The sequence below is a fragment of the Cryptosporangium aurantiacum genome, assembly GCF_900143005.1.
Taxonomy (GTDB): Bacteria; Actinomycetota; Actinomycetes; order Mycobacteriales; family Cryptosporangiaceae; genus Cryptosporangium; species Cryptosporangium aurantiacum.
The window spans coordinates 140,001-162,532 of the sequence record NZ_FRCS01000005.1 but is presented as its reverse complement, the minus strand read 5'-3'; the positions used below and the strand labels follow the sequence as shown (position 1 = coordinate 162,532).

General features: G+C 71.6%; 25 protein-coding genes. 16 read left to right on the top strand and 9 right to left on the bottom strand.

The features are described from left to right. Positions 1-85 precede the first annotated feature (85 nt). Positions 86-1,303 carry a glucose-1-phosphate adenylyltransferase gene (gene glgC / locus BUB75_RS18320; RefSeq protein WP_245806283.1) on the top strand — a complete coding sequence of 406 codons (1,218 nt, stop codon included), beginning with the start codon at positions 86-88 and terminating at the stop codon, positions 1,301-1,303. 174 nt (positions 1,304-1,477) lie between these two features. Here glgC and BUB75_RS18315 read toward each other — a convergent pair whose 3' ends face one another. Beyond that, complete coding sequence (locus tag BUB75_RS18315; protein WP_084741448.1) at positions 1,478-2,161, bottom strand: O-methyltransferase; 684 nt, start codon at positions 2,159-2,161, stop codon at positions 1,478-1,480. Positions 2,162-2,322: 161 nt separating this feature from the next. On the opposite strand from BUB75_RS18315, the gene sigE reads away from it, so the two are divergent. The 5 genes from sigE (at position 2,323) to BUB75_RS18290 (ending at position 7,127) form a co-directional block, all read left to right on the top strand. Continuing rightward, entirely contained in the window at positions 2,323-3,012 is a 690-nt protein-coding gene (gene sigE, locus BUB75_RS18310; protein WP_084741446.1) for an RNA polymerase sigma factor SigE, read from the top strand. Next, positions 3,009-3,632 (top strand): anti-sigma factor family protein, encoded by a 624-nt coding sequence (locus BUB75_RS18305; RefSeq protein ID WP_073258769.1) that lies wholly within the window; start codon positions 3,009-3,011, stop codon positions 3,630-3,632. Before sigE ends, BUB75_RS18305 begins: the two co-directional genes overlap by 4 nt. Then, positions 3,629-4,828 carry a sigma-E factor regulatory protein RseB domain-containing protein gene (locus tag BUB75_RS18300; RefSeq protein ID WP_073258768.1) on the top strand — a complete coding sequence of 400 codons (1,200 nt, stop codon included), beginning with the start codon at positions 3,629-3,631 and terminating at the stop codon, positions 4,826-4,828. Before BUB75_RS18305 ends, BUB75_RS18300 begins: the two co-directional genes overlap by 4 nt. A 158-nt stretch (positions 4,829-4,986) precedes the next feature. Further along, positions 4,987-6,588, top strand: coding sequence for a S1C family serine protease (locus BUB75_RS18295; protein WP_218617607.1), 1,602 nt, complete (start codon positions 4,987-4,989; stop codon positions 6,586-6,588). Between the two features lie 131 nt (positions 6,589-6,719). Then, positions 6,720-7,127 carry a sec-independent translocase gene (locus BUB75_RS18290; protein ID WP_073258767.1) on the top strand — a complete coding sequence of 136 codons (408 nt, stop codon included), beginning with the start codon at positions 6,720-6,722 and terminating at the stop codon, positions 7,125-7,127. Between the two features lie 34 nt (positions 7,128-7,161). Here the strand turns inward: BUB75_RS18290 and BUB75_RS18285 are convergent, their stop codons facing one another. After that, positions 7,162-8,313 carry an Mrp/NBP35 family ATP-binding protein gene (locus BUB75_RS18285; protein WP_073258766.1) on the bottom strand — a complete coding sequence of 384 codons (1,152 nt, stop codon included), beginning with the start codon at positions 8,311-8,313 and terminating at the stop codon, positions 7,162-7,164. Between the two features lie 125 nt (positions 8,314-8,438). Here BUB75_RS18285 and BUB75_RS18280 point away from each other — a divergent pair, with 125 nt between their 5' ends. Beyond that, positions 8,439-9,296 (top strand): AzlC family ABC transporter permease, encoded by an 858-nt coding sequence (locus BUB75_RS18280; protein ID WP_073258765.1) that lies wholly within the window; start codon positions 8,439-8,441, stop codon positions 9,294-9,296. Then, complete coding sequence (locus tag BUB75_RS18275; RefSeq protein ID WP_073258764.1) at positions 9,293-9,598, top strand: AzlD domain-containing protein; 306 nt, start codon at positions 9,293-9,295, stop codon at positions 9,596-9,598. The genes BUB75_RS18280 and BUB75_RS18275 overlap by 4 nt, the downstream gene beginning before the upstream one ends. A 91-nt stretch (positions 9,599-9,689) precedes the next feature. Here the strand turns inward: BUB75_RS18275 and BUB75_RS18270 are convergent, their stop codons facing one another. Genes BUB75_RS18270 through BUB75_RS46300 form a run of 3 tightly spaced genes read right to left on the bottom strand, consistent with a single transcriptional unit; the run spans position 9,690 to position 12,071 of the window. After that, entirely contained in the window at positions 9,690-10,277 is a 588-nt protein-coding gene (locus BUB75_RS18270) for a DUF1003 domain-containing protein (protein ID WP_073258763.1), read from the bottom strand. A 22-nt stretch (positions 10,278-10,299) separates the two neighbouring features. After that, positions 10,300-11,553: a magnesium transporter MgtE N-terminal domain-containing protein gene (locus tag BUB75_RS18265; RefSeq protein WP_073258762.1), complete on the bottom strand. Its 1,254-nt coding sequence runs from the start codon at positions 11,551-11,553 to the stop codon at positions 10,300-10,302. A gap of 26 nt (positions 11,554-11,579) precedes the next feature. Then, a complete protein-coding gene (locus tag BUB75_RS46300; protein ID WP_073258761.1) occupies positions 11,580-12,071 on the bottom strand; it encodes a hypothetical protein in 492 nt (163 codons plus the stop codon). Positions 12,072-12,125: 54 nt separating this feature from the next. Between BUB75_RS46300 and BUB75_RS18255 the strand changes: the two genes are divergently transcribed. Both BUB75_RS18255 and BUB75_RS18250 read left to right on the top strand, forming a co-directional pair. Then, the gene (locus tag BUB75_RS18255) at positions 12,126-13,016 is read left to right on the top strand and encodes a DMT family transporter (RefSeq protein ID WP_073259157.1); all 891 of its coding nucleotides are present in this window, start codon (positions 12,126-12,128) and stop codon (positions 13,014-13,016) included. Between the two features lie 117 nt (positions 13,017-13,133). Next, positions 13,134-14,096, top strand: coding sequence for an HpcH/HpaI aldolase/citrate lyase family protein (locus tag BUB75_RS18250; protein ID WP_073258760.1), 963 nt, complete (start codon positions 13,134-13,136; stop codon positions 14,094-14,096). Between the two features lie 46 nt (positions 14,097-14,142). Here BUB75_RS18250 and BUB75_RS18245 read toward each other — a convergent pair whose 3' ends face one another. Then, complete coding sequence (locus BUB75_RS18245; protein ID WP_073258759.1) at positions 14,143-14,673, bottom strand: DUF4190 domain-containing protein; 531 nt, start codon at positions 14,671-14,673, stop codon at positions 14,143-14,145. 96 nt (positions 14,674-14,769) lie between these two features. Here BUB75_RS18245 and BUB75_RS18240 point away from each other — a divergent pair, with 96 nt between their 5' ends. Then, positions 14,770-15,558, top strand: a complete 789-nt coding sequence (locus BUB75_RS18240; RefSeq protein ID WP_073258758.1) for an SDR family NAD(P)-dependent oxidoreductase — start codon at positions 14,770-14,772, stop codon at positions 15,556-15,558. Between the two features lie 195 nt (positions 15,559-15,753). Further along, a complete protein-coding gene (locus BUB75_RS18235) occupies positions 15,754-16,956 on the top strand; it encodes an acyl-CoA dehydrogenase family protein (RefSeq protein ID WP_073258757.1) in 1,203 nt (400 codons plus the stop codon). 283 nt (positions 16,957-17,239) lie between these two features. Here BUB75_RS18235 and BUB75_RS18230 read toward each other — a convergent pair whose 3' ends face one another. After that, a complete protein-coding gene (locus tag BUB75_RS18230) occupies positions 17,240-18,292 on the bottom strand; it encodes an Rv2578c family radical SAM protein (RefSeq protein ID WP_073258756.1) in 1,053 nt (350 codons plus the stop codon). Positions 18,293-18,436: 144 nt separating this feature from the next. Between BUB75_RS18230 and BUB75_RS18225 the strand changes: the two genes are divergently transcribed. Continuing rightward, positions 18,437-19,552 carry a DUF2332 domain-containing protein gene (locus BUB75_RS18225; RefSeq protein WP_084741444.1) on the top strand — a complete coding sequence of 372 codons (1,116 nt, stop codon included), beginning with the start codon at positions 18,437-18,439 and terminating at the stop codon, positions 19,550-19,552. Positions 19,553-19,589: 37 nt separating this feature from the next. Next, complete coding sequence (locus BUB75_RS18220; protein WP_073258755.1) at positions 19,590-19,973, top strand: thiol-disulfide oxidoreductase DCC family protein; 384 nt, start codon at positions 19,590-19,592, stop codon at positions 19,971-19,973. Here BUB75_RS18220 and BUB75_RS18215 read toward each other — a convergent pair. Beyond that, a complete protein-coding gene (locus tag BUB75_RS18215) occupies positions 19,927-20,799 on the bottom strand; it encodes an HTTM domain-containing protein (protein ID WP_143175282.1) in 873 nt (290 codons plus the stop codon). The two genes, BUB75_RS18220 and BUB75_RS18215, sit on opposite strands and share 47 nt — an antisense overlap. Further along, entirely contained in the window at positions 20,796-21,248 is a 453-nt protein-coding gene (locus BUB75_RS18210; protein WP_073258754.1) for a hypothetical protein, read from the bottom strand. The genes BUB75_RS18215 and BUB75_RS18210 overlap by 4 nt, the downstream gene beginning before the upstream one ends. Before the next feature lie 98 nt (positions 21,249-21,346). On the opposite strand from BUB75_RS18210, the gene BUB75_RS18205 reads away from it, so the two are divergent. Further along, entirely contained in the window at positions 21,347-21,850 is a 504-nt protein-coding gene (locus tag BUB75_RS18205; RefSeq protein ID WP_073258753.1) for a MaoC family dehydratase, read from the top strand. A gap of 14 nt (positions 21,851-21,864) precedes the next feature. Then, positions 21,865-22,494 (top strand): TrmH family RNA methyltransferase, encoded by a 630-nt coding sequence (locus BUB75_RS18200; protein ID WP_245806281.1) that lies wholly within the window; start codon positions 21,865-21,867, stop codon positions 22,492-22,494. The last annotated feature ends 38 nt before the right edge of the window (positions 22,495-22,532 follow it).

Below are 22,532 nucleotides of genomic sequence, written 5' to 3'. Positions count from 1 at the left end.
TCTCCAGACGTTAAACCCGATGCCACCGAGGCGACTAGGAGCCCGCTGTGTGGGGAACTAGGGTCGCACTATGGTGGGTGGCTCGGTGACACGTTCAGTTCTCGGCATCGTCCTGGCAGGCGGCGAGGGCAAGCGGCTGATGCCGCTGACAGCGGACCGGGCCAAGCCCGCGGTCCCGTTCGGCGGGCCGTATCGGCTGATCGACTTCGTCCTGTCGAATCTGGTGAACGCCGACGTCCGCAAGATCTGCGTGCTGACCCAGTACAAGTCCCATTCGCTGGACCGACACGTCACCACCACCTGGCGAATGAGCACTCTGCTCGGCAACTACGTGACCCCGGTCCCGGCGCAGCAGCGGCTCGGCCCGCGCTGGTACACCGGCTCGGCCGACGCGATCTACCAGTCGCTGAACCTCGTCTACGACGAGGACCCGGAGTACATCGCGGTCTTCGGTGCCGACCACGTGTACCGGATGGACCCGGCGCAGATGATCGAGCAGCACGTCTTCTCCGGTGCCGGGGTGACGGTGGCGGGCATCCGGGTGCCGCGCCGGGAGGCCACTCAGTTCGGCGTCATCGAGACCGCGGCCGACGGCCGGACGATCGCCCAGTTCCTGGAGAAGCCGGCCGACCCGCCGGGCGTTCCGGACGATCCGGAGGTCGCCTACGCGTCGATGGGCAACTACGTCTTCACCACGAAGACGCTGCTGGACGCGCTCCGGATGGACGCCGAGGACCCGGCGTCCGCGCACGACATGGGCGGCAACATCATCCCGATGCTGGTCGGCAAGGGTGAGGCCGCGGTATACGACTTCTCCGACAACGAGGTGCCCGGCCAGACCGACCGGGACCGCGGTTACTGGCGGGACGTCGGGACGCTCGACTCGTACTACGAGGCGCACCGTGACCTCGCGTCCGTCCACCCGGTCTTCAACCTCTACAACCGGGCCTGGCCGATCCTCACCTCGATGCCCCAGCTGCCGCCGGCGAAGTTCGCGCTCAGCGGACGGGCGACCGAGTCGATCATCTCGGCCGGGTGCATCGTCACCGGCGAGGTCCGCGACTCGGTGCTCTCGCCCGGCGTGCTGGTGGCGGCCAAGGCCCAGGTCTCGGAGTCCGTCCTGCTCAACGGCGTGGTGGTCGGAGAGGGCGCGATCGTGCGGAACGCGATCCTGGACAAGAACGTCGTGGTGCCGCCCGGCGCCCGGATCGGTGTGGACGAGGAGTTCGACCGGCACCACTACCGGGTCAGCGACGGCGGTGTGGTGGTGCTCGGCAAGGGCCAGCCGGTCGTCGTCGCCTAGGCCACGTTCCATGAGCCCGTGCTCTGCTGCGGACCCGCCCAGACGCCGCCCGGCGGCGGCGGAGATCCGCCCGAAGACCAGTGCACGTATGCGGACGGATCTCCGCCGACGCCGGACGACGTCTGCGTGGGGCCTCGCGAGAGCGAGGCTCATAGAACGCGGCCTAGGAACTTCTTAAGTGTTTTTGACCGCGACCAGCAGGCCGTCGTCGACCGGGAGGATCGCCGGCGTGAGGTTCTGGTGGTCGCGGATCGTGCGCAGCAGATCCCGCACGACGACGGTCAGCGGGTCGCGGACGCTCGAGTCCGCGACCCGGCCACCGAGCAGCACGCCGCCGAACGCGACCGCGCCACCCGGCCGCAGCAGGCGCATGGCCTCCACCAGGTAGTCCGGGTACTCGGCGACCGGGGCGTCGCTGACCAGGACCAGGTCGTAGTAGCCGTCGGCGAGCCGGGGCAGGACGTCGAGCGCGCGGCCGTTGATCAGCCGGGCCCTGCTCGCGGGCACCCCGGCTTCGCGGAACGCCAGCCGGGCGGCGCCCTGCAGCTCCGCCTCGGAGTCGATGCTGGTCAGGACGCCGTCCGGACGCATACCGCGGAGGACCCACAGCCCGCTCACACCGGTGCCGGTGCCGACCTCCACGACCGCTTTCGCCTGCATCGCGGCGGCGAGCACCCGCAGCGCGGCACCGCACTCCGGGGACAGCGCCAGGCAGCCGAGCTCCTCCGCGCGGGCGCGGGCCGCCGCCAGAATCGCGTCCTCCGCGGCCACGTCCAACCGGCCGAGAGCACTGCTCCCGGCCGAATTGCCGGGTCTATCGGGAAACGCGGACGTGCCGGGGCGCGCTGAGGCATCCATCACAGTCCTCCCGTCCCAGCACCGCCTCGGACAGGGTAGGGGAACGCGCTCGAACCGCGATCCGTTGGCAGGCAGGAAGGCACAGCACGACGAGATGGCGTGCACCGCACGGGGGCTAACCCGGGTCGTGCAGCAGCGAAGAGTGGGAGGGCCCGGGCACAATGGTGATCACACCGGTAGCGCCTGTGAGGGAGGTCGCGGTGACTGCGCACACCGGGGCCCCCGGAGAACCCGCCGAGGAGCCCGTCGCCGAACGGTCCGTGGCCGGCTTCACGGAGCCGGTCAGCTGGGACCCGCCCGCGTGGGACGAGGTCGTCCGCGAGCACTCCGCCCGGGTTTACCGGCTCGCCTACCGGCTCACCGGCAACCGCCCCGACGCCGAGGACCTCACGCAGGAGGTCTTCGTCCGGGTCTTCCGCGCGCTCGACCGCTACCGGCCCGGAACGTTCGAGGGCTGGCTGCACCGGATCACCACGAACCTGTTCCTCGACCTGGCGCGGCGACGCGCCCGGATCCGCTTCGAGGCGCTGCCCGACGACGCCGAGCGTGTGCCCGGCCGCGAGCGCAGCCCCGAGCAGGTCTACGTCGACGAGAACCTCGACGACGACGTCCAGCGCGCGCTGGCCGCGTTGCCGCCGGACTTCCGCGCGCCGGTCGTCCTGTGCGACATCGAAGGCCTCTCCTACGAGGAGATCGCCGCGACCCTGGGCGTGAAGCTCGGAACGGTCCGCAGCCGGATCCACCGCGGCCGTAGCCAGCTCCGTGAGGCGCTGGCGCACCGGGCACCCCGAGCCACCCGCGGCGCCGATGGTGGTGTCGACGCGGAGAGCCCCGTGGACGGCATGTCGTGACCGGCCCCCGCCGCGATCCGCACCTCGGTGAGCTCGCATCCGCCTTCGCGGACGACGCGCTCGACCTGACGACCCGTGACCGGGTACTCGTCCATCTCGCCCACTGCGCGGAGTGCCGCGCGGAAGTTGACGGCCACCGTCAGCTCAAGGCCCGGCTGGCCAAGCTCGAGACGCCGCGGTGCCCGGACTCGCTGCTCGACCGGCTCCGCGCGCTGCCCGAGACCACGCCCACCGATCGGGCCACACCGGAGCTCACCCCGCCGCCGATCCGGATGGAAGCGAGCTTCCGTGCGGTGGCGCCCGCGGGGCGTCCGCCGATCACCCGTCGGCCGGTCGCAGCCGCTGCCGGCCGACGACGCCCGATCGGACGCCGTCCGGACAGTTCGCGTCCGGGTGGACGCCGTCTGCGGCGCAGCGTCGTGGCGACCGCGGTCGGTGGCGTCGCGGCGTTCGCGATCAGCCTCTCCACGGTTGTCGTCCTCGGCGGCGACCAGCAGCAGCCCAGCACCGTCAACCCGCCGGTCCTGACCTACATCAAGGAGCACGGCGAGGTGACCGGTGGTGTGCCGGGCGGTGACCGGGAAGCGTCCGTCGTCGACGTTGCGGACACCGACGAGTGAAGCTGGTCGATCCGCGCGCCGGGCTGCTGCGAGCGGCCCGTCGCCTCGTGCTCGTGGTCGGCGCCGGCGCGCTCGGTGCGGTCGTCTGCTCGACCGGCGTCTACCTGTTCGTTCCGGCGCCGGTGGAGACGACCGGCGCCGGTCAGTCCGGCGGCGGCTCGTCGCTGCGTTCCGCGCCTGCCCTCACCGTCGGCTCGCGGACGCTCGGCGCGGGTGAGCGTCGCGCGCTCGACCTGCTGCGCCGCGCCGCCCGCGCTCAGGCGGAGACCGGATACCAGGGCACCAAGTTGTTCCGCAGCTGGTCGCGCTGGGGCCAGGTGACGACGACGGCGTTCGTCCGCAACGTTCCCGGCCACGGCGTCACGGTCGTCGCGACCGACGGGTCCGGGCGGAGCGGCGCCGGACGCCCGACCGGCCAGCTCGTCGCCGTGGACGGCACGCTCGACCTCTCCGACGCGACGCTGGCGACGCTCACCCAGGCATACCGGGTGGAGGTCAGGGGCGCGGAGCGGATGCTCGAGCGGCCGGTGACCCGGATCGATGTGCTGCGCCTGAGCGGCACGATCGTCGGCCGCCTCTGGGTCGACGACGAGACCGGGCTGGCGATCCAGCGGGAGCTGCTCGACACGGCGAGCCGGGTGATCCGCAGGTCGACGTTCACCGGCCTGACCGTGCTGCCCACCACCGCGGTGACGCCCGCACCGTCCGAGGTGCCCGCTTCTGACGCTCCCTCGGAGGCCGTCGGCGCGTGCGACGACGGCCTCTCCGACGAGGAGCTCGCCGAGCTCACCGCCGAGGGCTGGGACCTGCCGGGCAAGCGGCTGGCCGGCCTCACCCAGGTCTGCGCACGGACCGTCGGCACCGGGGCGGACCTCTCGGTGCAGCTGAGCTACTCCGACGGGCTGTTCGCGCTCTCGCTGTTCGCCCAGCGTGGTCGGCTGGACGAATCCGCTGTTCCGGCGGGCTTCAGCAGGCGCCAGGTCGGCGACACCGAGGTCTACCTGCGCTGCGGTCTCTACCGTGAGGTCAGCTGGGCCGGCTCCGGCATGGTCTACACGCTGATCACCGACGTTCCCGACGCCACCGTGACGACGGTGGTCGAATCGCTGCCGACGGTGTCCGCCGACACCGGTGTCCTCGCCCGGATGAGCAAGGGGATCCGGCGAGTGGGATCCTGGGTCGATCCTTTCCACTGATCTTGCGCGTGTGCCGCATGCGCGGCCGTGTCACGCTGTTCGGCGGGCAGGGCCCCCTCCGGTCGGATGACTTGGGCTGCATCGGTGGACTGGGCGAGGAACACTGGAGTGGAGCACCCGGCGGAAGACGCCGGGCGTGACGAGGCGGAGGTACCCCCTTGACCGACGCGAGCCGGGTCGACGGACGACCGGCGGACGCCCCGACGCCGGAGGACGCGGCGGCCTCGCCTCCGGGTGCGCCGGGTAGCGGGTCGGCGAGCGGTGCGCCGTGGAGTTCCCCGCAGCCCGATGTGGGTTACGCGCCGACGTCCGAGGCCTACAACACCGGCGCTCTGCCGACCGCGCCGACGCCGAGCAGCGCCCCGGCCGCGCCGTTGAGCGGTGGGCCGTCGGGGGGCATGCCGTCCGGGGGCATGCCGTCTCCGGGCATGCAGTCGGGGGGCGTGCCGTCGCAGCCGGGGCCGAGCGGGTACCCCACCGCGCCGATTCCGACCGCCGGACCGGCCGTTCCCACCCCCGGGAACGGCGCACCGGGCGGTTCGCCGTTCTGGTCGCAGGCGGGGGCTCAGGACCCGTGGCGCGACCCGTCGGCCGCCCCGGCCTGGCTGGCTCCGACGCCGCCCGGCACCCCGCCGCCCGCCGGGCCCACGCCGCCCGGTGACGGACCGGCGCGCCGCGGTGGGTTCGGGCCGATCATGCTCGTCTCGATCGTGGTCGCGGTCGTCGCGGGCCTTCTCGGTGGTGCGCTCGGGTACGTCGTGGCCGCCCGCACCGCAGGCAGCTCGTTCTCGCTCGGCGACAGCTCGGGCGAGACGCCGGAGCTGGCCGAGCGTCCGCCCACGTCGCTGGCGGGCATCGCGAAGCAGCTGCAGCCCAGCGTCGTCACGATCGTGATCCGCTCGGCGAGCGGCAACGGCAACGGGTCCGGCTTCGTCATCTCCGACGAGGGTTACGTCCTCACGAACAACCACGTGGCCGCGCCGGCCGCCGCCGGCGGCACGCTGCGCGTGGTGTTCCACGACGGCACGTCGGTTTCGGCGTCGATCGTCGGACGCGATCCCGGGTCCGACATCGCGGTGCTGAAGATCCAGAAGAGCGACCTCAAGCAGGTCAAGTTCGGCGACTCGGACAAGATCGCGATCGGCGACCCCACCGTGGCGTTCGGTTCGCCGCTCGGACTGGCCGACACGGTGACCAGCGGCATCGTCAGCGCGTTGGACCGGCCGGTGCGGACCGGCGGCGACAGCGGCGCCAGCCAGGGCGACGAGGACGACGCGTACCTGGCCGCGATCCAGACCGACGCGGCGATCAACCCCGGTAACTCCGGTGGACCGCTCGTCGACGGAGCCGGCCGGGTCATCGGCGTCAACTCCGCGATCGCGGCGCTGCCCAGCCGGAGCGGGTCGAGCAGCGGCAACATCGGCATCGGCTTCGCGATCCCGATCAACCAGGCCAAGCGCATCGCCGAGGAGATCATCGCCACCGGCAAGGCGCGCACGACGATCATCGGTGCGGAGGTCAACCTCGCCGACGAGACGTCGGGCGGTGCGCCGCTGACCAAGGTGGTCGCCGGTGGTCCCGCGGAGAAGGCCGGGCTGAAGGCAGGCGACATCGTGACGAAGTTCGTCAACCGGCCGATCGAGGACGGCGTCGCCCTGATCGCGCTGATCCGGAAGCAGGATCCGAACACCAAGGTCGGGATCACCTACCGACGTGGTGGCAAGACGGTGACGACGACCGTGACGCTCGGCCAGCGCTAGCCGTACCCTCTGTTCCCACAGCAAGCTCGTGCCCGGGCGGCCTGACGGACCGTCCGGGCACGGATTAGGCTGCGGAGGAGCGGCCAGGTACCGAGCTGACGACACGGCGGTGACCGCGGTGAGGAGCAGCGGTGTTCGAGAATCTCGGTTGGTGGGAGATCATCGTCCTGGCGCTGATCGGGCTCTTCGTGTTCGGGCCCGATCGGTTGCCGAAGGTGATCGGTGAAGCGGGGCGGATGCTCCGGACGCTCCGCCAGATGGCCCGTGGGGCCAGCGCGGAGCTGCGGGACGAGCTAGGCACCGATTTTGAGATCGAGGATCTGCACCCGAAGCGCTTCGTCCGGAAGCACCTGCTGAGCGAAGAGGACGAAGCCGCGCTGCGGAAGCCCCTGAAGGACGCGATGCGTGACTTCGAGGAGCTGACCCACGTCGACGAGGTCACGGAGGCCTACCGCGACGAGGGCCCGTCCAAAAACGGCAAGGCAAAGAGCTCGTCCCCGGAGTCGCGCGCGGCTCGCTACGACTCCGACGCCACCTAGTGCACGGCCCGCTAGAACAACTGCGCGCGCCGGCCTAGCGGCGCTTGGCGGGGCTGAGGCCCAGGGACATGCCCGCGAGGCCTCGCTGGCGGACGGCTAGTTTGTCGGCGACGCCGCGGAGAGCCTTGGCCGCGGCGGCGTCCGGGTCGGAGAGCACGAGCGGGGTTCCGGAGTCGCCACCCTCGCGGACGCGCGGGTCGAGCGGGATCTGCCCCAGCAGCGGCACCTGCGCGCCGAGCGTCCGGCTGAGCGCCGCGGAGACCGCCTCGCCGCCACCGGAGCCGAACACGTCCATCCGCTCGCCGTTCGGCAGCTCCAGCCACGACATGTTCTCGACGACACCCACCAACCGCTGGTGCGTTTGGAGCGCGATCGAGCCCGCTCGTTCCGCGACCTCGGCCGCGGCCTGCTGCGGCGTGGTCACGACCAGGATCTCCGCGTTCGGTACCAGCTGCGCCACCGAGATCGCGATGTCGCCGGTGCCCGGCGGCAGGTCCATCAGCAGCACGTCCAGATCGCCCCAGAACACGTCGGCGAGGAACTGCTGCAGCGCGCGGTGCAACATCGGCCCGCGCCACACCACCGCGGTGTTCCCCGGCGTGAACATGCCGATCGAGATCACCTTCACGCCGTGCGACTGCGGCGGCATGATCATCTGCTCGACCTGCGTCGGACTTCCCTCGACGCCGAGCATGCGCGGGATCGAGAAGCCGTAGATGTCGGCGTCCAGCACCCCCACCGACAACCCGCGGGCAGCCAGCGCCGCGGCCAGGTTGACGGTCACCGACGACTTGCCGACGCCGCCCTTACCGGACGCCACCGCGTACACCCGGGTCATCGAGCCGGGCTGCGCGAACGGGATCACCGGTTCGCCGGTCTTGCCACCGCGCAGCGACGCCTGCAGCTCCTTGCGCTGGGTGTCGCTCATCACGCCGAAGTTCACCCGCACGCCGGTGACGCCGGTCAGCTTGCTCACCGCGGCCGTGACGTCGTTGGTCAGCGTGTCCCGCATGGGGCACCCGGCCACCGTGAGCAGCACCGCGACCTCGACCACCCCATCGGGGTGCACGGCCACCGATTCGACCATGCCGAGGTCGGTGATCGGCCGGCGGATCTCGGGGTCGTTGACTCCAGCGAGGGCCGTACGAATATCGGCTTCCGCGGGGAGCGTGGGAGAGAGCGGCATGCGGCTAATGCTACGTGCGGGTAGGGGACGCACCACCCCAACCTGTGCGCTGAACGCAACCGCATGACGAGGTTCGCGTCACACGCCGGTAACCGGACGTTCGGTACGGGATTTACGGTGCGGTCATGGAATCAACCCCGCAGTCCCGCACGATCCTCCGCGACGCGCTCGGCGTCGGCGTCGCCACCGGGGCGTACGGGATCGCGTTCGGCGCGGCCGGTGTCGCCGCCGGGTTGAGCATCTTGCAGACCTGCCTGAGCAGCCTGCTCGTGTTCACCGGCGCGAGCCAGTTCGCGCTGGTCGGTGTCGTCGGAGCGGGTGGTGGGGTGCCCGCCGCGGTCGGTTCGGCGCTGCTGCTCGGTGCGCGGAACGCGCTGTACGGCGTCCGGCTGTCGGGGCTGCTGGGGTGGTCGGGGTGGCGGCGGGCGGTCGCCGCGCAAGGCGTGATCGACGAATCGGCGGCGATGGCGCTCGCCCAGCCGACCCCCGCCGCGTCGCGGCTCGCGTTCGTCTCGACGGCGACCAGCGTGTTCGTGCTCTGGAACGCTGCGACGCTGCTCGGGGCGGCGGGTGCGACCGCGGTCGGCGACCCCGCGGTCCTAGGTCTGGACGCCGCAGCGCCGGCCGGGTTCCTCGCGCTGCTCGCGCCTCGGCTGCGCGAGGGTGGGGGTGCGTGGCGGGTGGCCGCCGCCGGAGCGGTGATCGCGCTGGTGGCCACGCCGTGGCTGCCGCCAGGCGTCCCGGTGCTCTTGGCGTCGTTCGGTGTCCTCGCCGTCGGCCGAACCCTCCTTGCCCGCGGCGACTCGCCGCCGCCCAGCGCCCCCGCGCCCGGCGGTCCTGCGTCCGGCGGTCCTGCGTCCGGCGGTCCTGCGTCCGGCGGTCCTGCGTCCGGCGGTCCTGCGTCCGGCGGTCCTGCGTCCGGCGGTCCTGCGTCCGGGCGGGCTGGGGTCGACGGCGGTTCGGTGGCGGGGGACGCGTCGTGATCTGGCTGGCGCTGGGCCTCGCCGCTGCGGGCTGTTACCTGTTCAAGTGGGTCGGGTTGTCGCTGCCGTCGCACTGGCTGGAGGACCCGCGCGTCCTGCGCGTTGCGACGCTGCTGCCGGTCGCGCTGCTCGCGGCGCTGGTCGCGGTGCAGACGTTCGGCAGCGGTCGCGCGCTCGTCCTGGACGCCCGCGCGGCCGGCGTCGCGGTCGCAGTTGTCGCGGTGCTGCTCCGGGCGCCGTTCCTGCTCGTCGTCGTGCTCGCGGCGGCGACCGCCGCGCTGGTGCGCGCGGTCGCCGGGTGAGGCGCGCGGTCAGCCGAAGTGCGCGCGGCCCGTCGGGCGAAGTGCGGGCGGTCAGCGGGTGAGGCGGGCGGTCATCGGGTGAGGCGCGCGGTCAGCGGGTGAGGCGGGCGCGGCGGCCGTCGGTGTCGCGTCGGCTCTCGGTGCTCAGGCGCCGCTCGGCGCGGCGGCTCTCTCCGGCGGGCCGAGCCAGGTCGGCGTCCGCGTCCGAGGGTTCGCGTAGTTCTTCGACGACCCGGCCGAGCTCCGACCGGAGGTACTCGCGGGTCGCGACCTCACCCAGCGCGAGCCGCAGCGCGGCGAGTTCCCTGGCCAGGTACTCGGTGTCGGCCTTCGCCGCCTGCGCGCGCAGCCGATCCTCCTCCAGCGAGATCCGGTCCCGGTCGGCCTGGCGGTTCTGCGCCAGCAGGATCAGCGGCGCGGCGTACGCGGCCTGGGTGGAGAACGCGAGGTTCAGCAGGATGAACGGGTAGGGGTCCCAGCGCAGGTTGACCGCGAAGATGTTGAGCGTCACCCAGACGATGACGATGACCGTCTGCATCAGGATGAACGTGCCGGTACCGAGGAACTGCGCGACCCGCTCGGAGCCACGGCCGAACGCGTCCGCGTCGAACCGCGGCAACCGGCGGCGCCGCTCGCGCGGCTGATCCAACCGGCTCCGGGACCGTGTGACATCCGACATTCCCGTTCACCTCCTCCGCGGTTCAGCCGTCCCGGTCGCGCCAGTCCTCCGGCAGGAGGTGGTCGAGCACGTCGTCCACGGTGACGGCGCCGAGCAGGCGGTCGTTCTCGTCGACGACCGGCACGGCGACCAAGTTGTACGTCGCCAGGTAGTGGGCCACCTGGGCGAGCGTCGCGTCGGCGTTCAGCGGGTCGAGGTCGGCGTCGACGACTGCGCTGACCAGCGTGCCAGGCTCCTCTCGGAGGAGACGCTGCAGGTGGGCGATGCCGAGGAACCGGCCGGTCGGCGTCGCCGACGGCGGACGGCAGACGTACACCTGGGCCGCCAGCGCCGGCGTCAGGTCCGGGTCGCGGACCCGCGCGAGAGCATGGGCCACGGTCGCGTCCGGCGGCATGATCACCGGCTCGGACGTCATCATGCCGCCCGCGGTGTCCTCGGTGTAATCGAGCAGACGCCGCACCGGGGCGGCCTCCGACGGCTCCATCATCGCCAGCAGGCGCTCCTGCTCGGGCTCCGGCAGCTCGCCGAGCAGGTCCGCGGCGTCGTCCGGGTCCATCTCCTCGAGGACGTGGGCGGCGCGTTCGGTGTCCAGGTAACCGAGGATCTCGACCTGGTCGTCCTCGGGCAGTTCCTCGAGGACGTCGGCGAGCCGGTCGTCGCCGAGCGCGGCGGCGACCTCCACCCGGCGCTTGTCCGAGAGCCCTTGCAGCACGTTCGCCAGGTCGGCGGCGCGGAGCTGGTCGAACACCGCGAGGAGGTTGGCCGCGCCCTGCCGGTCCTGGCTGCTGATCACGCCGTCGACCTCGCCCCAGTCGACCTGGCGGAGGTGCCCCCGGCGGCGTCCGAGCATGCCCGACGAGTGCTCCCGGGCCGCGACCTTGACCAGCTCCCACTCGCCGGCGCGCGACCGCTCCATCGCGACGTCGACGACGACCGCGCGGACCGGTGGATCGTCGGCGCCGATCGTCACCTGGCGGTCGAGCATGTCGCCCAGTGCCATCAGCTCGCCGGTGCGCTGCTCGAACCGGCGCAGGCTGATCGTTCCGGTGTTCAGCATCACCGCGTCCGGGTCGAACGCGGTCACCCGGCCGAGCGGGACGAAGATGCGGCGTCGGTGGACGATCTCGACCACCAGGCCGGTGACCCGCGGTGGGCGCGTGATCTCCGCCCGAGGGCGTACCACCGCGTCCCGGACCCGGCCGAGTTGATCGCCACTCGGATCGAAGACCGCAACGCCGGCCAGTCGCGCCAAGTAGATCCGGGTGGCGGTGGTCACCTGCGCAGCCTAACCGCCGCTGCTGCTCACCGCCGCCGGTGGAACGTGCGCGGTATCGGCGTGGGGGTCGTCGCCGAGGTCGGCCGCGGTGGGGCAGCCCCGATGTCGTCCGGGAGCGAAGCGCCCTCCTCGACCGGGTCGCCCACCGGCACCAGCCTGCTGATCCGTGCGGTGGTGGCCCACCGGTCCGGTGCGCCGACCGGGTCGGTCGCGTTCAGCCGTTTCTGCGCGAGCTGTGGCGCCACCTCGTCCCAGAGCGGTGTGCCCGGTTCGACACGCTCGACCGCCGCGCGCCAGGTCAGGATGCGTCCGCCGTGTTCACCGCGGACGCCGACCCGGCACTCGCTCGCCTCGGCGAGGCCGGGGATCGGCTGCTCGGGGCCCTCGTGGACGACGTACGCGGCGCCGTCGACCCACGTCAGCCAGGCGGCCGTGGCGGGTCGTCCGTCGGTCGACAGCCAGCCGACGGCGGCCTTCTTCATCGCCTCGGCGACCAGCGGGTGTGCGTCCGCGCTCATGCCCGCATCCTGGCACGGCAGGATTCGACTGTGACCCGTTCGACCGCGACACCGATGACCTGGGGAGCGGTGGCGGTCGCGATCGTCGCCGTCGGCGGGTCCGGCCCGTTGATGGCCGCGGCCGCCAGCGTGGTGCCCGCGCTGGCGATCGCGTTCTGGCGCAACGCGATGGCGCTCTCGGTGCTGGCGCCGGTGACCGTGGTCCGGCTGGGGCGCAACCGGGGTGCGCGGCCGGACCGGCGGACCGTGCTGCGGTGTTCACTCGCGGGGATCTTGCTGGCCGGGCACTTCGCGACCTGGGTGCCGAGCGTGACGATGACCAGCGTCGCGACCGCCACCGCGCTGGTGTGCACCCAACCGATCTGGGCGGCGCTGATCGCGCTGCGTTCCGGGCAACGGTTCTCGTCCCGGTTCTGGGCCGGCGTGGTGCTCGCCGTGGTCGGGGTGGCGCTGATGACTGGCGCCGACGTCACGGTCTCCGGGCGGGCGCTGCTGGGCGACGCACTCGCGCTGGCCGGGGCGGTGCTGGCGGCGGCCTACGTGACCGTCGGCGCCGGGATCCGGGCCGAAACCAGCACGACGACGTACACGACGTTCGGCTACGGCAGCTGCGCCGCGGTGCTGCTGGTCGTGTGCCTGATCGGCGGTGTGCGACTGGAGGGGTACCCGGCGCACACCTGGCTGCTGCTGGCCGCGGTCACGATCGGGCCGCAGCTGCTCGGGCACTCGCTGATCAACTGGGCGCTGTCGTCGATCTCGGCGACCGCGATCAGCGTCGCGCTGCTGCTGGAGGTGCCCGGTGCGGCTCTGCTCGCATGGGTGATCCTGGATCAGGCACCGCCGCTACTGGCCTGGCCGGGGATCGCGGTGCTGCTCATCGGGCTCGCGTTCGTGGTGCTCGGCAGCCGGAGTGGCGCGCCGGACGGCGTCCCCCACGACGTGTGAGGGGGCGGTAGGGCAGGCGCGGAACGTCACAGTCTGAACCGGTTCCGCTTGCGGAACCGGGACCTGGTCAGTCGGTAAGTTACTGATGAGTTGGCCCATCCGTGAGGAGTGCAATCCATGTCTGAGCCTCGGACCCTGCGGCCTCGCCGGTCGTGTCTGGCCGTGCCGGGATCGAACCCGCGGTTCCTGGAGAAGGCCAAGGGCCTCCCCGCCGACCAGGTGTTCCTCGACCTCGAGGACGCATGCGCCCCGCTGGCCAAGCCCGAGGCGCGGAAGAACATCGTCGCTGCGCTGAACGAGGGCGGCTGGGGCGACAAGATCCGGGTGGTGCGGGTCAACGACCTCACCACGCACTGGACCTACCGGGACGTCGTCGAGGTCGTCGAGGGCGCGGGCCCGAACCTCGACTGCATCATGCTGCCGAAGGTGCAGTCCGCGGCGCAGGTGCAGTGGTTGGACTTCACGCTGACCCAGATCGAGAAGACGATGGGCTTCGAGGTCGGGCGGATCGGCATCGAGGCGCAGATCGAGAACGCCAAGGGCCTGATCGAGGTGGACGCGATCGCGCAGGCCTCGCCGCGGGTCGAGACGATCATCTTCGGCCCGGCCGACTTCATGGCGAGCATCAACATGAAGTCGCTGGTCGTGGGCGCGCTGCACCCGGATTACCCGGCGGACCCGTTCCACTACATCCTGATGAAGATCCTGATGGCGGCGCGGGCCCACGACAAGCAGGCGATCGACGGTCCGTTCCTGCAGATCCGCGATGTGGACGCGTTCCGCGAGGTCGCGAAGCGGGCCGCCATGCTCGGCTACGACGGCAAGTGGGTGCTGCACCCCGGCCAGATCGACGCGGCGAACGAGATCTTCGCGCCGAGCCAGGAGGACTACGACCACGCCGAGCTGATCCTCGACGCGTACGAGTGGTCGACCTCGGAGGCCGGCGGTAAGAAGGGCTCCGCGATGCTCGGCGACGAGATGATCGACGAGGCGAGCCGGAAGATGGCGCTGGTAATCGCCGGTAAGGGCCGCGCGGCCGGGATGGCCAGGACCTCGACGTTCACGCCGCCCGAGAGCTGAGCAGACGAGTGAGCGACGGCCGGGCAGGTGCCCGGCCGTCGCGGTGTCAGTAGGTGCTGTAGTTGGGCTCGTCGAACCAGCCGAACGCCACCGCACCGATGATCAAGACCGCGTAGACCAGGACGACGGCCATGCCGAGGCCGAAGCCGATCCAGCCGACGATGATGCCGACCGTCGCCAGGCTCGCGCCTTCCTCGCCGGTCTGCCGGATCTGCTTCCTCGCCGAGTGCCCGATCAGCGCGCCGACGATGCCGGGCAGACCACCGCACATCACCAGCGAGCAGATCGACACGATCATCGACGCGAGCGCCATGCCGTTCTGCTTGCGCGGCGGCGGGTAGCCCGGATAACCCGGCGGTGGTGCGCCCCACGCGCCCGCAGGCGGGTAACCGTTCGGCTGACCGGCGGGCGGGTACCCGGCGTAGGCGTTCGCGTCATAGGCCGGGGTGGCCGGGTATCCGGAGGTCGGGTCCGGGTAGCCCGACGTGGGTGCCGGTTGAGCCGAGGTGGGATCAGGAAAACCCGACGTCGGCTTGGCCCACGGGTTGGCTTCGCCCGGCGGTGGGTTGGTCGTCATGGGCGCGGGTCTATCACACCAGCAACATCGTTCACCACAGTTCGGGCGCTCCGGGCGGGACGCCGCCGCGTGAAGCACGTACGACACAATCACCCCATGAGTGAGCACGCCGCCCCGACGGTTAACCCCACCGACCGCCTCGACGGCAGGGTCGCGCTCGTCACCGGAGCCGGCAGCCCGGACGGCATCGGTTACGCGATCGCACGTCGGCTGATCGGCCTCGGTGCCCGCGTCGGCATCGTCTCGACGACCCGCCGGATCCACGAACGCGCCGCCGAACTCGGTGCGGCCGGGTTCGTCGTGGACCTGGTCGACCCCGCGGAGGTCGAGGCGTTCGCGGACGCCGTCCGCGAAACGCTCGGCGACGTCGAGGTGCTGGTCAACAACGCCGGGATGGCCAGCGTCGCCAGCCCGGAGGTGCTGCGCCCGGTCAGCCAGCTCACCGACGACGACTGGCGCGCCGAGATCGACCGCAACCTCACCACCGCGTTCCTCACCAGCCGGGCGTTCGTCGGCGGGATGACCGAACGGGGCTGGGGACGGATCGTCAACGTCTCGTCCACGACCGGACCGGTCAACGCGATGCCCGCCGAGGCCGGGTACGCGGCGGGGAAGGCCGGCATGGTCGGGCTGACCCGCGCGCTCGCGATGGAGGTCGTGGCCGACGGGGTCACGGTGAACGCCGTGGCGCCGGGTTGGATCCACACCGGGTCCTCGACCGTGAGCGAGCTGCACTACGGGCGGCTGACGCCGCTCGGGCGGCCGGGCTCCCCGGACGAGGTGGCGGCGCTGGTGGCGTTCCTGACGACGCCCGCCGCGTCCTACGTCACCGGCCAGATGCTCGTCGTCGACGGCGGCAACTCCGTCCTGGAGTCCCGGGGCTGAGCTCTTCGAAAATTTGGCCACTTATCGACGCATCCCCGCCGGGTGATACGTCGATCGGTGGCCAAACTTTTTCGCCGACCCTCTGTAGCGGGGTTCACAGGGGGCTTTATCGGTTCGGATGGGCATACTCGTCGGTAACAACGGTCGAGGGCGACCCTGCTCTCGGCTGCCCCGCCGACGGAGGGAGAGCGCCCGATGGCCCGTCTCGCGCAGACCCACGGGTTGACTGAAATCCAGACCGACATCCTCGCGACGGTCCGGACCTTCGTCGACAAGGAGATCATCCCGCACGCGCAGGAACTCGAGCACGCCGACGAGTACCCCACCGAGATCGTCGACGGCATGAAGGAGATGGGCCTGTTCGGGCTCATGATCCCCGAGGAGTACGGGGGCCTCGGCGAGTCGCTGCTGACGTACGCGCTGGTCGTCGAAGAGATCGCCCGCGGCTGGATGAGCGTCTCGGGCATCATCAACACCCACTTCATCGTCGCGTACCTGCTGCGCCAGCACGGCACCGACGAGCAGAAGCAGCGCCTGCTGCCGAAGATGGCCACCGGCGACGTCCGGGGCGCGTTCTCGATGTCCGAGCCGGCCCTGGGCTCGGACGTCTCGGCCATCTCGACCCGCGCGAAGAAGGACGGAGATCACTACTCGATCACCGGCCAGAAGATGTGGCTGACCAACGGCGCGCAGTCGTCGGTCGTCGCGACGCTGGTGAAGACCGACGAGGGGAACGAGTCGGTCTACAAGAACATGACGACGTTCCTGGTCGAGAAGGAACCGGGCTTCGGCGAGACCGCGCAGGGCATCACGATCCCGAAGAAGATCGAGAAGATGGGCTACAAGGGCGTCGAGACGACCGAGCTCATCTTCGACGACGCGCGGATCCCGGCGACCTCGATCCTCGGCGGGCCGGACAAGGCCGGGCGCGGCTTCTACCAGATGATGGACGGCATCGAGGTCGGCCGGGTGAACGTCGCGGCCCGCGCGTGCGGCATCGCGATCCGGGCGTTCGAGCTGGGCGTCAGCTACGCCCAGCAGCGCAAGACGTTCGGCAAGGCGATCGTCGACCACCAGGCGATCGCGTTCAAGCTCGCCGAGATGGCGACGAAGATCGAGGCCGCGCACGCCCTGATGGTGAACGCCGCCCGGCTGAAGGACGCCGGCCAGCGCAACGACGTCGAGGCGGGCATGGCCAAGCTGCTGGCCAGCGAGTACTGCGCCGAGGTCACCCAGGAGGCGTTCCGCATCCACGGCGGTTACGGCTACTCCAAGGAGTACGAGATCGAGCGGCTCATGCGTGAGGCGCCGTTCCTGCTCATCGGCGAGGGCACGTCGGAGATCCAGAAGACGATCATCAGCCGCGGCCTGCTCCGTGAGTACGGCCTCAAGGGGTAAGTCCGGAACGCACCGTGGGAAGGCGGACTGGGTGCAGGGGTGCTGCACCCAGTCCGCCCGTGCACCGCGCCTGCCTGCGCAGACCCGGACCCCGTACGCAGGCTGGGCGCGGTGCGTCGGCCCCGTTCCCGCGGCCGCAGTCCGGCGGGAACGGGGCTCTGGCCGAGTCCGTTCGTCGGCCGCTCCGCCCGGGTGGGGGCGCAGGCGGGCGGCAGCACGCGGACTCGTCCTGCTGACAGTCGGACCGGTCCCCAGGCCGGGCCCGGCCGTCAGCGGGCTGGACTCAGAGCAACATCAGCTGCTGAGCGGCCGGTTCGGCCGTGACCTCCTCCGGGGCGACGTCGCGGGCGTTGCTCGGCGTCCGGCGGCCGATGCCGTACGACGCCGCGATCTCGTGCACGCGTGCGTTCAGCGCCCGGGTGTACTCGGCCGGCGCGTAGGCCGACTCGCGGTAGAGCCTGCGGTAGGCCCCGACGAGGTCGGGCCGGGCGCCGCGCAGCCAGCCGAGGAACCACTCGCGCGCGCCGGGCCGCAGGTGCAGGGTCAGCGGCGTGACCGCGACCGCCCCCGCGTCCGCGATGGCCGCGACCGTGGCTTCGAGCTGCTCGTCGGTGTCGGTGAGGTACGGGAGCACGGGCGCCATCAGGACGCCACACCCGATACCGGCGTCGGTCAGCGCCCGGCAGACCCCGAGGCGGGCCCGCGGGTTCGGCGTACCCGGCTCGACCTGCCGCCAGAGCGCCGCGTCGACGAAACCCACCGAGACGTTCACCCGGACGTCGGTGACCTGCGCTGCTTCGGTCAGCAGGTCGAGGTCGCGCAGCACGAGCGTCCCCTTGGTCAGGATCGAAAAAGGGTTCGCGTGGTCGCGCAGCGCGGTGATCACCTCCCGCATCAGGCCGTAGCGGCCTTCGGCCCGCTGGTACGGGTCGGTGTTGGTGCCCATCGCCACGTGTTCGCCCGCCCACGACCGCGCGCCGAGTTCGCGGCGCAGCAACTCGCCGGCGTTGACCTTGACCACGATCCGCGAATCGAAGTCGTGGCCGGCGTCGAGGTCGAGGTAGGTGTGCGTGTTCCGGGCGAAGCAGTACGTGCAGGCGTGCGTACACCCCCGATACGGGTTCACCGTCCACTGGAACGGCACCGGGGACGACGCGGGCACCCGGTTCAGAATCGACTTCGCCCGGATCTCGTAGAAGGTGACCCCCCGGAACTCCGGGGTGTCGATCGTGCGGACCTGGACGCCGGCGCCCTCGAACGGCAGCGGGAGGGGCAGCGGTGCCGCCTCCGCGTCGCCGTTCTCGGTCGACAGCAGCCGCATGTGGTCCCAGCGCATCGCCTCTCCTGTCGGTCTCGGTTTGCGCCCCGGCGCGGGGAACCCCGCGTCGAACACCACCGTATTCGAACAAGCGTTCGAGCGCCAGTAGGACACGGTTGTGTCAGAAGTCCGTTTGTCCCGTCCACGCCGTAGGAGGCCGTCATGACTGCACCGTCGGACGCCGTACTCGACCTGCCGCCGTTCCCGGCCGCCGGTGACCTGCCCGGAAGCCTGCGCTGGCAGGCCGCGGCGTGCGGCGATCGGGCTCCGCTGTACCGGGAGCTGCTCCGCAGCGTGGCCGCGGACGTGGAGTCGGGCGGGCCGGCCACGACGCTCCTCGAGCCCTACACGTCGGACTTGGTGGTCGGGTTGCGGCTGATGGCGGCGCTCCACCGGTTGGTGCTGGACGGTGCGCTGCCCGACCTGGCGCCGTTCTACCCGAGCGCGGGTGGAACCGAACGGCCCGAGGGCGCGTGGCCGGTCGTCCGCCAGGTGCTGGCGGACCGCTCCGACCAGGTGGCCGCGCTGCTGCCGCTGCCGGTCCAGACGAACGAGACCGGGCGGGCAGCCGTGCTCTACGCCGGCCTCCTGGTGCTCGCGCACCGGACTGGCCTCCCGATCCGGCTGCTGGAGATCGGCGCCTCGGCCGGCCTGAACCTGCGGGCCGACGGGTTCGGGTACCGCACCTCCGCCGGGGTGTTCGGCGCCGCGGAGAGCGCGCTGGTGCTGGACGAGCCGTGGCGCGGGACGCCGCCGGTGCCGCTGAGCACCCCGGTGCGCGTCGTGGAACGTCGCGGTTGTGACCCGGCGCCGCTCGACCCGGCGGACCCGGGGCACCGCCGACGACTGGAGTCGCTGGTCTGGGCGGACCAGCTCGACCGGTTGGCGCGGCTGCGGGCGGCGTTCACGGTCGCCGAGGCCGTACCCGCGCCGGTCGACCGGGCCGACGACACGGTCGCCTGGCTCGCCGACCGGCTGGCGGAGACATCGGCCGGGACGCTGACCGTGGTGTGGCACTCGGTCATCGCGCCCTACGTCGACCGGGAGACCTGGGGAGCGGTCGGTGCGCTGCTCGCCGACGTCGGAGAGGGCGCTACCGGGGACGCCCCGCTGGCGCGGCTCGGCTTCGAGGGCGAGGCCGACGAGAGCGGGAAGGTCCGGATGACGGCGCGGATCACGCTGTGGCCGGACGGCGGAACGCGCCTGCTCGGTACCGCGCGCGACCACGGCATGCCGTTCGTCTGGGACGGGCCGCACCTGCGCCCAGGGATCGCCTGAGCGCGGGGCGCGCCTGAGCGCGCGGCAGAATGAGTGCATGGCCACCTTCGTCTACGACGGCGACTGCGCGTTCTGCTCGACGTGTGCACGCTTCATCGAGCGCCGCATCCCGACGTCCGCCGCGGTCGTCGCGTGGCAGCGCACGGACCTGGACGCGCTCGGGCTCACGATGGACGAGGCCGAGACCGCCGTGCAGTGGGTGTCGCCCGAGCGCCGCGCCGCCGGTCCGGACGCGATCGCGCAGCTGCTGATCGACGCCGGCTCGTTCTGGCGGCCGGCCGGGTGGGTGCTGCGGCTCGCGCCGGTGCGGGCGCTCGCCTGGCCGGTCTACCGCTGGGTCGCCCGCAACCGCGACCGGCTCCCCGGCGGAACCGCTACGTGCGCTCTCCCGCAGGCTGAGCGCGATCGCCTCGCCGGGTAGGCACCCGCAGCCGTTCCAGCGGGAGTAGGGCGGTGAGCGCGATGAGGTGCGGCCAGAACGCGATCGTGAGCGCCGCGTAGACCATCGCGTGGAAGGCGAACAGGAACAGCACCGCCCGGAGCTGCCAGCGCCCGCGGAGGAACAGCAGGACCGGGCTGCACAGCTCGAACACGATCGTGCCGATCTGGGCCAGCACCAGCAGGTACGGCACGTGCACGGTCCAGTCCGAGAGGATCGTCCCGCGACGGAGCACGGCCTTCGTGTACGTCGCGCCGGTGAGCCAGTCGACGCCGCCGAACCGGAACTTCGCCCACGCGGCCAGGAAGTACGTGCACACCACCGCGATCGCGACCGCCCGGATCGTCCAGCCGGCCCGCTCCGAGAGCGTGCGGTCGCCCCACCGGGCCCGGCCGACGGTCGGCAGCACCGCGAGCAGGACCAGATATCCGACCCGGTCGTGGTCGACCTTGCCGTAGGACATCGCGACCAGCATCCATGCCAGGTAGAGCACCGCGACCAGCGTTCCGAGCAGCCGCGGTGCCCGTCCGGTCGCCGCCGCCAGCGCCGTGACCACCAGCGCCACGCAGAGCCCGACGACGACGGCATGGGTTGGCTCCGGCAGCGCGAACACCCGGGCGATCCGGAGCGGCTGGTAGAGCGCGACCGGGACGTCCCGGTGGGCCAGCGCCCACGGCGTGATCAGGAAGACGTCCAGTGGCACGAACAGGTACGCGAGCGTCCGGAGGACGGCGATGCGCCCGAGGGCGACCGGCGTGAAGAACCAGCGTTCGACGCCGTTCATGAGGTTCCCGGGGTGCACGGTCACGGGATCTCCCGCCGCACGGTCGTGGTGTCCCGCCACTTCCCGCTCGGACGCCCGTCGCGCAGCTCGATCAGCCGTACGACGATGTCGACCCGCGCCAGCCGAGGCTCATCGGGATGCCGCGTGTGATACGCCTCCGCGACGGCGTCGAGCAGCGCGGGATCGGCCTTGAGCCGCTGCTGCTGGCCCTCGAACTCGGCCCGCCGCAGGCCGGTGTCGGAGTCCTTCAGCACGATCCGCTCCCCGTCGACCGTGACCGCCTCGACGCGCAGCGAGCGGACCGTCCCGTCCAGCCGGTCGGTCGTGGAGTACATCCGGAACGGGCTGAACGGGAAGTCGTCGTCCTGTCCGACCAGTGTTCCGGCCACGAGCAGCGCCAGCCCGACCAACACCGCGCCGATCCGGACACGACGGCCGACCCGACCCGGACCAGGCTCGGTGATCTCCTCCACGTCGGGCAGTGTGACACTCGTCGCTGCAGGCGCAGGAACGGCCCGGCAAGATCCTTGTTACCAGCCAGTAGCCAGCGTAGGCAGACGGGAGTGGTCGGATGCAGTTCGGTCGGTACTTCGAGGAGTTCGAGGTCGGCGCGGTCTACAAGCACTGGCCCGGAAAGACGGTCACCGAGTACGACGACCACCTGTTCTGCCTGATCACGATGAACCACCACCCGCTGCACCTGGACGCGCACTACGCCGAGCAGACGACGGACTTCAAGCAGAACGTCGTGGTGGGCAACTACATCTACTCGCTGCTGCTCGGCATGTCGGTGGCCGACGTCTCCGGCAAGGCGATCGCCAACCTCGAGGTCGAGTCGCTCCGGCATATCGCGCCGACGTTCCACGGCGACACGATCTACGGCGAGACCACCGTGCTCGACAAGACGCCGTCGAAGTCGAAGGACGACCGCGGCGTCGTCTACGTCGAGACCAAGGGTTACAAGCAGGACGGGACCGTGGTCTGCGTGTTCCGCCGCAAGGTGATGGTGCCCAAGAAGTCGTACGGCGACTCCCGCGGTGGCGAACAGCCGGGAAGGCCGGAGCCGAAGGCCTGAGTACGGTTGGCGGCGTGACCGCGCTGGAAGAAGAGCCGGAGCTGGCTGTCGGGGTGGGGCCGTGGGAGGGGCCGTGGCCCACCGACCCGCGGTACGACCCGGAGCTGCTCGCCGGCGGTGATCGGCGCAACGTCGTCGACCGGTACCGGTACTGGCGCCGCGAGGCGATCGTCGAGGACCTCGACCGGGTTCGGCACCCGTTCCACGTCGCGATCGAGAACTGGCAGCACGACTTCAACATCGGGACGGTCGTCCGGAACGCGAACGCGTTCCTGGCCCGCGAGGTGCACATCGTCGGCCGCCGGCGGTGGAATCGCCGCGGTGCGATGGTGACCGACCGCTATCAGCACATCCGCTACCACGGTGACGTCACGGAGCTGCTGACCTGGGCGACGGCGGAGCAGTTGCCGGTGATCGGGATCGACAACCTGCCCGGCGCGGTGCCGCTGGAGACCGTCGAGCTGCCGCGGGCCTGCGTCCTGCTGTTCGGTCAGGAGGGGCCGGGTCTGTCCGAGGAAGCCAGGGCAGGACTGGACCTGGTGTGCTCGATCGCGCAGTTCGGGTCGACCCGGTCGATCAACGCCGGGGTCGCGTCCGGCATCGCGATGCACGCCTGGATTCGGCGTCACGCGGTGTCCGGCTGAGCTGGACGAGGCCGCTGGGACAGCGGGCCTGAATTGTC

Bases quoted from the DNA above. Each gene is read 5' to 3' on its own strand.
- BUB75_RS18240 (WP_073258758.1), top strand. From the start codon at position 14,770: ATGAGTGAGCACGCCGCCCCGACGGTTAACCCCACCGACCGCCTCGAC.
- BUB75_RS18270 (WP_073258763.1), bottom strand. From the start codon at position 10,277: ATGTCGGATGTCACACGGTCCCGGAGCCGGTTGGATCAGCCGCGCGAG.
- BUB75_RS18250 (WP_073258760.1), top strand. From the start codon at position 13,134: ATGTCTGAGCCTCGGACCCTGCGGCCTCGCCGGTCGTGTCTGGCCGTG.
- BUB75_RS18245 (WP_073258759.1), bottom strand. From the start codon at position 14,673: ATGACGACCAACCCACCGCCGGGCGAAGCCAACCCGTGGGCCAAGCCG.
- BUB75_RS18315 (WP_084741448.1), bottom strand. From the start codon at position 2,161: ATGGATGCCTCAGCGCGCCCCGGCACGTCCGCGTTTCCCGATAGACCC.
- BUB75_RS18285 (WP_073258766.1), bottom strand. From the start codon at position 8,313: ATGCCGCTCTCTCCCACGCTCCCCGCGGAAGCCGATATTCGTACGGCC.
- BUB75_RS18225 (WP_084741444.1), top strand. From the start codon at position 18,437: ATGACTGCACCGTCGGACGCCGTACTCGACCTGCCGCCGTTCCCGGCC.
- BUB75_RS18280 (WP_073258765.1), top strand. From the start codon at position 8,439: ATGGAATCAACCCCGCAGTCCCGCACGATCCTCCGCGACGCGCTCGGC.
- BUB75_RS18235 (WP_073258757.1), top strand. From the start codon at position 15,754: ATGGCCCGTCTCGCGCAGACCCACGGGTTGACTGAAATCCAGACCGAC.
- BUB75_RS46300 (WP_073258761.1), bottom strand. From the start codon at position 12,071: ATGAGCGCGGACGCACACCCGCTGGTCGCCGAGGCGATGAAGAAGGCC.
- BUB75_RS18205 (WP_073258753.1), top strand. From the start codon at position 21,347: ATGCAGTTCGGTCGGTACTTCGAGGAGTTCGAGGTCGGCGCGGTCTAC.
- sigE (WP_084741446.1), top strand. From the start codon at position 2,323: ATGGTGATCACACCGGTAGCGCCTGTGAGGGAGGTCGCGGTGACTGCG.
- BUB75_RS18230 (WP_073258756.1), bottom strand. From the start codon at position 18,292: ATGCGCTGGGACCACATGCGGCTGCTGTCGACCGAGAACGGCGACGCG.
- BUB75_RS18220 (WP_073258755.1), top strand. From the start codon at position 19,590: ATGGCCACCTTCGTCTACGACGGCGACTGCGCGTTCTGCTCGACGTGT.
- BUB75_RS18255 (WP_073259157.1), top strand. From the start codon at position 12,126: ATGACCTGGGGAGCGGTGGCGGTCGCGATCGTCGCCGTCGGCGGGTCC.